The organism is Nocardia sp. CC213A, from assembly GCF_030766805.1.
In the GTDB taxonomy this organism is placed as follows: domain Bacteria; phylum Actinomycetota; class Actinomycetes; order Mycobacteriales; family Mycobacteriaceae; genus Nocardia; species Nocardia otitidiscaviarum.
Window position 1 is genome coordinate 211,214 of the sequence record NZ_JASFXA010000013.1, and the last position, 9,959, is coordinate 221,172.

A 9,959-nucleotide genomic window follows, 5' to 3' on the forward strand; every position below is an offset into this window, starting at 1 on the left:
TTACTGCCGGGGGTGCCCGCGTGAGCGCGGAATCACTGCACAAGTCGGCGGTCGAACTGCTCGAAACCTGGTCGCCGCCAACGGCATCCGACGCATCCCTGCGCGAGGCCATGTTGGCGTTCCTGGGCTCGGCCCCGCGCGGCTGCCTGCGCGAGCACGCGCCGGGCCACATCACCGCCTCGGCGGTGGTCTTCTCCCACGACGGCGGTGAGGTGTTGCTGACCCTGCATCCGAAGGTGGGCCGCTGGATTCAGCTGGGCGGCCACTGCGAGGAGGCCGACGATACGGTGTCGGCGGCCGCCTTCCGGGAGGCCACCGAGGAATCCGGCATCCCGGGCCTGGTCCTGGAGCCCGGCCTCTACGGCGCGCAGGCCCACCCCATCACCTGTTCGCTCGGCGTCCCCACCCGCCACCTGGATCTGCTCTTCCGCATCCGCGCCCCCGAGGGCGCCGTGCCGGTGCGCAGCGCGGAATCCACGGACCTGCGCTGGTGGCCGGTCGACGCCCTGCCCGACGACGCGGACGTCCTGCTGCGCTGACCGCGCCGCTGCATGGCGAAGAATCTCGAATCCGGCCGCGGGGTGCAGGGCACCCTCGTCACCCGTGCCGCACCCGGACCAGGCACTGCGGCACGTGTAGCACGGGTGCGGGATTTCGGCGGTGCTCCCGCCCATCGGGCACGCCGGTTTCCGGGTGGCGGCACCCGTGTTATGTTCGGCGAGTACACGTTCTCAGGGCGGGGTGGAAGTCCCCACCGGCGGAAATGGCGTCCGGACCGATCCGGTGCGCACGAGCCCGCGAGCGCCGCACGGTTCACGGACCGGGCGGGTCGAGCAGATTCCGGTGTGATTCCGGAGCCGACGGTCACAGTCCGGATGGAAGAGAACGCGGCGCATCAGCCTTCCCGTCGAACGCGGGTGGGCCTGTTCGCGTCGCCTTGCCCTGGGTGACAGCGAACAGGAGGAAACTCATGTCACCCACTCGGATCGCCCTCGTCGCCGCGCGCTGGCATGCCGACATCGTCGACCGGGCCGTCGAGGCCGCTCGGATCGCACTGGCCGACCACGGCTTCACCGAGGTCGACGTGATCGAGGTGCCCGGCGCGTTCGAAATTCCGCTGCGGGTCCGGCGTTTGGCCGCCAGCGGCGAGTACGCCGGAATCGCCGGTGTGGCGCTCGTGGTGGACGGCGGCATCTACCGGCACGACTTCGTGGCCGCCACCGTCGTGGACGCGCTCATGCGGGTGCAGTTGGAGACCGATGTGCCGGTGTTCTCGGCCGTGCTCACCCCGCATCACTTCCATGAGCACGCCGAGCACCTGGAGTATTTCGCGCGCCACTTCACGGTCAAGGGAACGGAATTGGCGAATGCCATCGCGGCCACGGTGAGCGTGCCCGCCGCGGCGTCCTGATCCGGAAGACGCGGACGTCCCCGCACCGCTGCCGCGCCCGCTGTGGGCTGCGGGGGCATGGGGTGCGGGGACGCCGGCCGCCGATTCGCCAGGGGTGCGTCTCGGCGGCGACTGGTTTCGGCCCGGGAAGTGTTGGGCAGATCAGGCCGAAACCAGGGTCTTCTTCGCTTCCGGCTCGGGTGCGGGTGCGGGATGGTCGTCCACCATGGTGGTCTCGTCGAAGGGCAGCTTGCGGTCCAGCACGTCGCGCACCTGCCCGGCGTCGATGGTCCGGGTCCAGGTGCCGACCAGTACGGTGGCGACGGCATTGCCCGAGAAGTTGGTCAGCGCACGGGCTTCGGACATGAAGCGGTCGATGCCGACGATGATGCCCACCCCGTCCAGCAGGTCGGGCCGGTGTGACTGGAGCCCGCCCGCGAGTGTCGCCAAGCCCGCACCGGTCACCCCCGCCGCGCCCTTCGACGCCACGATCATGAACAGCAGCAGTCCCAGCTGTTCGCTCCACGCCAGCGGCTGGCCCATGGCATCGGCGATGAACAGGGTCGCCATGGTCAGGTAGATGGCGGTGCCGTCCAGGTTGAACGAGTATCCGGTCGGCACCACCACGCCCACGGTGGTGCGCTCCACCCCGAGGTGCTCCATCTTGGCGATGAGCCGCGGCAGCGCGGACTCCGAGGAGGAGGTGGCCACGATCAGCAGGTACTCGCGCGCCAGGTACCGCACCAGTTTGAAGATCGACACCTTGGCCACGGCCCACATCAGCACGCCGAGCACCCCGAACACGAACACCACGCAGGTGAGGTAGAAGGCGATCATCAGCACCGCCAACTGCTTGACCGCGTCGAGTCCGGTGCGGGCCACCACATTCGCGATGGCGCCGAACGCGCCGACCGGAGCCAGCCACAGGATCATGGTGAGAATCCGGAACACCAGCTTCTGCAGCAGCGCCACCCCGCGCAGCAGCGGTTCACCGGTCGGACCCATGGCCTGGATGGCGAAACCCACCAGCAGGGCCACGAACAGCGCCTGCAGCACACTGCCGGCGGTCAGCGACGACACCAGCGTGGTGGGCACGATGCCGGAGATGAAGTCCCAGGTGCCGCCGGCGCCGTGGGCGTCCTCGGCGTACTTGGCGGCGGCTCCGGCGTTCGCCGACAGGTCGAGGCCGGTACCCGGCTGCAGCAGGTTGCCGACCACCAGGCCGATGGCCAGCGCGGCCGTCGACATGAGCAGGAAGTAGGCGACGGCCATGCCGCCCACCTTGCCGACCCGCGCGGCCGCCCGGACCGAACCGATGCCGAGCACGATGGTGCAGAAGATGACCGGCGCGATCATCATCTTGATCAGGCTCACGAACAGAGCGCCCAGCTCACCCACGGACTTGCCGAACCCGGGGGCCAGCCAGCCCACCAGGATGCCCGCCAGCACCGCCACGATGACCGCCGAATACAGCCAGTGGGTACGGTCGCGGCGGGGTCGCCGCGCTGTCGTCTCGCCGGACGCTGTCGCTTCGCTCATCGGGGTTGTCCTTCGCCGTTCGCTGCGTGAGCGCACTCACACACTTTCGGTCAGAATGATGGGCCGCGGCAGTGATGCCGGTCACTGTTTCGTTCATTACGTTCACGGAAGGGCCACCGGGTGAAACGACGAGTCCAGCGCCGTCGGCGCAGTCTGGCCGGACAGGTGTTCGTGGTGCAGCTGGTGGTGTTGGCGCTGGTCATCGGCGCGGGCACGGCCCTGGGGGTCTTGCAGACGCGGCGCGAGCGCGACGAGGCGACCCGCCGTCAGGTGATCGATGTGGCCGTGACGCTGGCGCAGGCCCCGTCCACCCTGGCGGCGCTGCGCAGCCCCGATCCGCCCGCACTGCTGCAACCGGTGACCGAACGGATCCGCACCAGCGTCGGCATGGATTTCATCGTGGTGATGGCTCCCGACCGCACCCGCTACACGCACACCGATCCGGGGCGCATCGGAAAACCGTTCAGTGGCACCATCGACCGGGCGCTGGCGGGGGAGACCTTCACCGAGACCTACGCCGGGAGCCTGGGGCCGTCCATGCGCGCGGTGACGCCGGTGCGCGATGCCGACGGCCGCATCGTGGCGCTGGTCTCGGCGGGCGTCACCCGGGCCCGGATCGGCGATCAGGTGGAGGAGCAGCTACCCGGCATCCTCGGCATCGCGGCGGCGGGCCTGGTGTTGGCGACCATCGGATCACTGTTGTTGCGGCGCAGGCTGTTGCGGCAGACCCACGGCCTGGCTCCGGCCGAGCTGCGCGCGCTCTACGAGCATCACGAAGCGGTGCTGCATTCGGTGCACGAGGGGCTGCTCGTCTTCGACGCGGAGGGGGAGGACGCGGTGGTGGTGAACGACGAGGCGCGGCGGCTGCTCGGACTGCCGGAGGGGCGGGTGCGTCGGACGGATCTGCCGCAGTCGTTGCGGCAGTTGGGTTCCGACGCGGTGCGCGACGAGATGCACGTGACGCCGGACCACGTGCTGGTGGTGAATCAGGATGTGGTGGAGCGCGAGGGGCGGCGTATCGGTACCGTGGTCACCCTGCGCGACCACACCGAACTGCGGGATGTGCTGGGCGAACTCGATTCGGTGCGCGGGTTCGCCGACGCCCTGCGCGCGCAGGCGCACGAGGCGGCCAACCGGCTGCACACCGTCATCACCATGGTCGAACTCGGCCACACCCGCCAGGCCGTCGATTTCGCCACCGCCGAACTGGAGTTGACCCAGTCGCTCATCGACCGCATGACCGGTGCGGTGGCCGAACCGGCGGTGGTGGCGCTGCTGCTGGGCAAGGTCGAGCAGGCCGCCGAGTTCGGGGTGGAGCTCACCGTGAGCGGGGACACCGCGCTGGAGTCCACCGATCCGCTCACCCCGAACGAAATGGTCACGCTGCTGGGCAATCTCATCGACAACGCGCTCGACGCCGTCGGGCGCGACGACGACGCGTGGGTGGAGGTCACCGTGCGCAATGATCCGGAGGGACTGTTCGTGCGGGTGGCCGACAGTGGCGCGGGGATGTCCGAGGAGGTGTTGACCCGCGCCACCGAACGCGGGTATTCGACCAAGACCGACCATCACGGGCTCGGGCTCGCCCTGGTGCGCCGGTTGGTGACGCGGCACGGCGGTGAGCTGCGTGCGGTGCGCACGCCGGAATCGGCTGTGGTCGTGAGGTTTCAGCGATGACGGGAAGCGCGGTCGCCGCGCGGGCGCGGTGGAACTCGGTGACGGGAAGGAACTCGGTGGGATGGATGTCGGCGCGATGGATGTCGGCGGAATGGATGTCGGTGGTGGGTCGCGCGCCGGTGCCGCGGCGGCGCGCGCGGCCGCGGCGGCGGATGGCGGGGTGCGCGCGATGATCAGGGTGCTCGTGGTGGAGGACGAACCCGCGATCGCCTCGGCGCACCGCTCGTATGTGGCGCGGGTGCCGGGTTTCGAGCCGGTGGCGGTGGCGCACAGCGGGCGCGCGGCGTTGGACGCGGTGGCCAAGGCCGCCCGCGCGGAGGAGCCGATCGATCTGGTGCTCATGGATATCGGGCTGCCCGATATGAGCGGCCTGGAGGTGGCCGCGGTGCTGGCGCGGTCGCGGCGGCGGCCGGATGTCATCGCCATCACCTCCGCGCGGGATCTCGAGGTGGTGCGGGCGGCGGTGGCGCACGGGGTGGTGCTGTATCTGCTGAAGCCGTTCACCTTCGCGGCCTTCCGCGACAAGCTGGAGCGCTACCTGGAGTTCCGGGCGGCGCTGCCCGACACCACCGACGCGGTGTCGCAGCAGGACATCGACCGGGCCTTCGGTGCGCTGCGCACCACCGATACCAGGGTGGGCACGCCCAAAGGTCTTGCGCCGCAGACCTTGCAGGAGATCACCCGGGTGCTGCGCGATGCCGCCGCCGGGTTGACGGCCGGGGACGCGGGGCGGGCCATCGGGGTCTCGCGGGTCACCGCCTGGCGGTATCTGGAGCGGCTGGCCGATGACGGCGTGGTGCGGCGGCAAACCGACTATGGTCGCACCGGGCGGCCGCGCGTCCGCTATGTGTGGGGTCGGTGAGCGCGGCGAGCGAAAGTCGTTTCGCGCCTTCGCAGCTCCGCTGCGCCGGGCTGCGCTCACAACAATTTGGTATGAGAGGGTCGTACGGTTTGCTGCGTCCGGTGGATTACCGCAGTGCGGCTGCGAGTTCGCTCAGGGGGGTTACGCAGGTAGTGGAGTTCACCACGAGTTTGCCTGTGATGTGCGGTGATAGACATCATATCGGTAAGTCTCACGCAACCAACTGCCTGGCATGTAACCGTTGCCACCTTTGCTCGGCTGCGTGTGACGTAACGGCGGTAGGGTCTGTACATATCTACCTGCGAAGTTCCAAAGGTATCTAATTAGCGGGGCAAACGTGCAAATGGTTGGCAAACGTTCGGGTTCTCCCGATCCGAAACGCCACCTGTGGGTGTTGGGGTTGATTGCCCCGGGGTGTGCGTTGCTGCCCTCGCAGCTGGTGTTGCACACCGGCTCCGAGGTGTTCTGGTGGATCGGTCCGATCATCGTGCTCATCGTCATTCCGGTGCTGGACTGGGTCGTGGGAGAGGACGGCACCAATCCGCGCGACGAGGACTACGAGCTATTGTCCAACGACCGCTACTACCGCTGGTGCACCTACCTGTTCCTGCCCATCCAACTCATCGGCCTGATCATCGCCTGCTATATGTGGGCCGGTGACGAACTGACGCTGACCGACAAACTGGGCTTGGCGGCCACCCTCGGCTTCGTCAGCGGCATCGGCATCAATGCCGCGCACGAACTCGGGCATCGCGTCGAACACCTGGAGCGCTGGCTGTCCAAGATCGCGCTGGCGCAATCGGGCTACGGCCACTTCTTCGTGGAGCACAACCGTGGCCACCACGCTCGCGTGGCCACCCCCGACGATCCGGCCAGCGCGCGCATGGGCGAATCGCTGTGGGGGTTCCTGCCGCGCAGCATATTCGGCGGCTTCCGGTCCGCCATCACCCTGGAACGCGACCGGCTGCGCCGAAAGGGACACGGCTGGTGGAGTATCCACAACCACATCCTGCAGGCGTGGTCCATGACGCTCGTGCTGTTCGGCGGGCTGCTCCTCGCCTTCGGCTGGGCGGTGCTGCCCTACCTGCTGCTGCAAGCGGTGATCGGGGCCGGGCTGCTCGAGACGGTCAACTACGTCGAGCACTACGGTCTGCTGCGCCGCCGTCGCGCCAACGGCCACTGGGCCCGCTGCTCGCCGCGCGACAGCTGGAACTCCGACCGCCTGGTCACGAACATCTTCCTGTTCCACCTCCAGCGGCACAGCGACCACCACGCCAATCCCGGCCGCCGCTACCAAACCCTGCGCAGCTCCGACGAGGCTCCGCAACTTCCGGCGGGCTACGCCACCATGATCGTCCTGGCCCTCATCCCCCCGCTGTGGCGACTCGTCATGGACCCGCGCCTGCTGGCCCACTACGGCGGCGACATCAGCCAGGCCAATCTCCACCCCCGCAAACGCACTCGACTACTGACCCGCTACGGAGTGACAACCGCGGCCTGACCGGCCCGCCGGGCCGGTCCGCTCGGCTGCAACGCTCGGCTATTGCGTTGGGCCGCTGCGCTTGGGCAGTCTGCGCCAGGGGCGCAGGGTGGGCAAGCGCAGCACCCTCCGGGACAGGCACTTCGCCCAGCGCCGCTCCCGCCGTGCACCGCCTCGGCGAACTGCTCCGCGGCGCGTGCGCACCCCCTCAGCGGTCCGGCACGTTGCGGTGCAGTTCGTCGATCCACGCGGCGGCCGAGGCGTCGCTCGGCGCCCGCCAGTCCCCGCGCGGGGAGAGCGACCCGCCCGAACCGACCTTGGGCGCGTTCGGCAGGGTGGAGCGCTTGAACTGGCTGGTCTGCACGAAGCGGTGCAGGAATTCGCCCAGCCAGTGCTTGATGGTGGCGAGGTCGTACTCGTTGCGCTGGTCGGCCGGGATCAGGTCGGGCCAGCGCCCTCGAGTGCGATCCCCCCACGCGTGCCGCGCCAGGTAGGCGATGCGGCTGGGCCGGTCACCGAAGCGCAGCAGATGGTAGAGGTGGAAGTCCTGAAGTTCGTAGGGTCCCACGGTGGCCTCGGAGCTCTGCGCGGGCGCGTCGCTGTCGCCGGGAATGAGCTCCGGTGAGATCTCGGTCGCCAGAATGGATTTCAGCACCTCGCTGGCCTCCGCCCCCAGACCATCGGTGTCGATGGTCCACGCCACCAGGAATTTCACCAGTGTCTTGGGCACCGACGCGTTCACGCTGTAGTGCGCCATGTGATCACCCACGCCGAAGGTGCACCAGCCGAGGGCCAGTTCGCTCAGATCGCCGGTGCCGACGACCAGCGCCCGGTGCATATTGGCCAGCCGGAACAGATGTGAGGTGCGGTCCCCGGCCTGCACGTTCTCGTAGGTGACGTCGTACTGCGGCGCACCCTCGGCGGCCGGGTGTCCGAGATCCCGCAGCATCTGGGTGGATGACGGCCGGATGTCGATCTCGTGCGCCGTCGCCCCCACCGCGCGCATCAGCCGGCGCGCGTCCTCCAGGGTGCGGGTGCTGGTGCCGAAGCCGGGCATGGTGTAGGCCAGCACATTCGAGCGCGGCAGCCCCAGCCGGTCCATGGTCTTGGCGGCGACGATCAGCGCCACGGTGGAGTCCAGACCGCCCGACACCCCGATGACGACCCGCTGCGAGCCGGTGGCCGCCATGCGCGTGCTCAGGCCCTCGACCTGGATGTGGTGCACCTCGGCGCAGCGCTCGTTGCGGCTGGCCGGATCGGCCGGGACGTAGGGGAAGCGCGGGATCTCCCGGCGCAGCGGCACCGCGCCGTCGGGAACCGGCAGGTCGAGGTCGATGCGCCGGAAGCGGCGCAGCCGGTCGCGGTGGTCGTGCACATTGTCGGCGAAGCTGGTCATGCGCAGCCGGTCGGCGGCCAGCCGGTGCAGGTCGATATCGGCCGTCACCAGTTGGGGCTGTGCGGCGAACCGTTCGCCTTCGGCCAGCAGATTGCCGTTCTCGCAGATGAGCGCCTGCCCGTCCCACGCCATATCGGTGGTCGACTCCCCGTGTCCGGCGGCCGAATACAGGTAGGCGGCCATATAACGCGCCGAATGCGAGGTGCACAGGTCGCGGCGGTAGTCGGCCTTGCCGATGACGATATTGCTGGCGGACAGGTTCACCAGCACCGTCGCTCCCGCCAGCGCGGCGAATCCGCTGGGCGGCAACGGCACCCAGCCGTCCTCGCAGATCTCCAGGTGGGCGACGAAGCCGGGCACGTTCGCGGCCTGGAACAGCAGGTCGTCGCCGAACGGAACCCGTTGTCCGGCAATGGTGATGTGATCGTCGAGCGATTCTCGTGCCGCCGCGTACTGCCGTTTCTCGTAGAACTCCCGGTAGTTCGGCAGATAGCTCTTGGGCGCGGCGCCCAGTACCCGCCCGCCCTGGATCACGATGCCGCAGTTGAACAATCGCCCCTGTGTCCGCACCGGCGCACCCACCACCAGCACCGTGGCGATATCCGCGCTCTCGGCCACGATGCGCGCCAGCGCCGCCCCCACCGCGTCGTCGAGCGCGTCCTGATGGAACAGATCGTCGGCGGTATAGCTCGACACCCCCAGTTCCGGGAACACGGTCAGCACCGCCCCGCGCTCGGCCGCCTGCCGCGCCAGCCCCAGCGTCTGCTCGGCGTTGTAGGCCGGATCGGCCACCCGCACGCGCGGTACGGCCACCGCCACCCGCGCGAACCCGTGCCGATACAGCGAATCGAACGGCAGTTGCTGTGCCACCGGCGGCCCCTTACGTCCCGGCCAATCGATCATGCTCGCCCGCAAATCTACCCATGCCCGCCCGTGAAACCCACCAACCGCCCCGCAGGTTTCCGTCCCCCGGTACCTGCCTCGGCCGATTCGATCCGCCGGCACCTGCGGCGGCCAGGCGAGATTCGCCGCCGCTGCCCGCTGTGCGGCCGATGATCGGATCGCCGTCAGTCGGGTGTGAGCCGTACCGCAGCGGTGGGGCCGGTCGGACCTTCCCGACGCACGGCTGGGCCCGCGATCTGTCGAACCGCACTCGTGCCGCGCCGCCCGGTCCGGCAGCGGGACCGGCCGCTGCCCATAGGCGCGGGGACGGCGCGCCCGCTGTCCTCCGGTCCGGCAGCATGGACCCCGCCCGTCTTCCGCCGGGTTCGGGGCGGCAGCCCCCGGGACGGATCTCATCGACCCCCGGTAGGGGGTTTCCGGGGCGCAGCCCGGGATAGCGTCGTGAGTTGGACTAGCCTTGCCTGGGAAGCAGCCGACCAGGAGAGGCAGATGACGACCGCAGTGTCCAGCATGATGACCCCCGATGTCCGCAACGGGATCGATTACAAGGTGGCGGACCTGTCACTGGCCGAGTTCGGCCGCAAGGAGATTCGCCTGGCCGAGCATGAGATGCCGGGCCTGATGGCGTTGCGTCGCGAGTACGCCGACGTGCAGCCGCTGCGGGGTGCGCGGATCTCCGGTTCGCTGCACATGACCGTGCAGACCGCGGTGC

8 protein-coding genes and 1 riboswitch are annotated in these 9,959 nt (G+C 69.3%); of the genes, 6 read left to right on the forward strand and 2 right to left on the reverse strand.

Annotation, left to right across the window (positions count from 1 at the left end; genetic code table 11):
- The first annotated feature begins 20 nt into the window (after positions 1–20).
- Complete coding sequence (locus QJS31_RS23745; protein WP_282777826.1) at positions 21–539, forward strand: NUDIX hydrolase; 519 nt, start codon at positions 21–23, stop codon at positions 537–539.
- Positions 540–723: 184 nt separating this feature from the next.
- A riboswitch (FMN riboswitch) is annotated at positions 724–891 on the forward strand.
- 55 nt (positions 892–946) lie between these two features.
- A complete protein-coding gene (locus QJS31_RS23750) occupies positions 947–1,411 on the forward strand; it encodes a 6,7-dimethyl-8-ribityllumazine synthase (RefSeq protein WP_255222221.1) in 465 nt (154 codons plus the stop codon).
- Between the two features lie 141 nt (positions 1,412–1,552).
- On the opposite strand, the gene QJS31_RS23755 is transcribed toward QJS31_RS23750, so the two are convergent.
- Positions 1,553–2,929 (reverse strand): cation:dicarboxylate symporter family transporter, encoded by a 1,377-nt coding sequence (locus QJS31_RS23755; protein WP_282777828.1) that lies wholly within the window; start codon positions 2,927–2,929, stop codon positions 1,553–1,555.
- A 120-nt stretch (positions 2,930–3,049) separates the two neighbouring features.
- On the opposite strand from QJS31_RS23755, the gene QJS31_RS23760 reads away from it, so the two are divergent.
- The 3 genes from QJS31_RS23760 to QJS31_RS23770 all read left to right on the forward strand — a co-directional run bounded on the left by QJS31_RS23760 (position 3,050) and on the right by QJS31_RS23770 (position 6,969).
- Positions 3,050–4,606 (forward strand): sensor histidine kinase, encoded by a 1,557-nt coding sequence (locus tag QJS31_RS23760; RefSeq protein ID WP_306357719.1) that lies wholly within the window; start codon positions 3,050–3,052, stop codon positions 4,604–4,606.
- Positions 4,607–4,775: 169 nt separating this feature from the next.
- Positions 4,776–5,468 carry a response regulator gene (locus tag QJS31_RS23765; protein ID WP_306357730.1) on the forward strand — a complete coding sequence of 231 codons (693 nt, stop codon included), beginning with the start codon at positions 4,776–4,778 and terminating at the stop codon, positions 5,466–5,468.
- Between the two features lie 343 nt (positions 5,469–5,811).
- Complete coding sequence (locus QJS31_RS23770; RefSeq protein WP_282777831.1) at positions 5,812–6,969, forward strand: alkane 1-monooxygenase; 1,158 nt, start codon at positions 5,812–5,814, stop codon at positions 6,967–6,969.
- A 187-nt stretch (positions 6,970–7,156) separates the two neighbouring features.
- On the opposite strand, the gene QJS31_RS23775 is transcribed toward QJS31_RS23770, so the two are convergent.
- Complete coding sequence (locus QJS31_RS23775) at positions 7,157–9,247, reverse strand: NAD(+) synthase (RefSeq protein ID WP_306357720.1); 2,091 nt, start codon at positions 9,245–9,247, stop codon at positions 7,157–7,159.
- Between the two features lie 489 nt (positions 9,248–9,736).
- Between QJS31_RS23775 and QJS31_RS23780 the strand changes: the two genes are divergently transcribed.
- The coding region (locus tag QJS31_RS23780; protein ID WP_306357721.1) for an adenosylhomocysteinase at positions 9,737–9,959 on the forward strand (223 nt) is incomplete at its 3' end.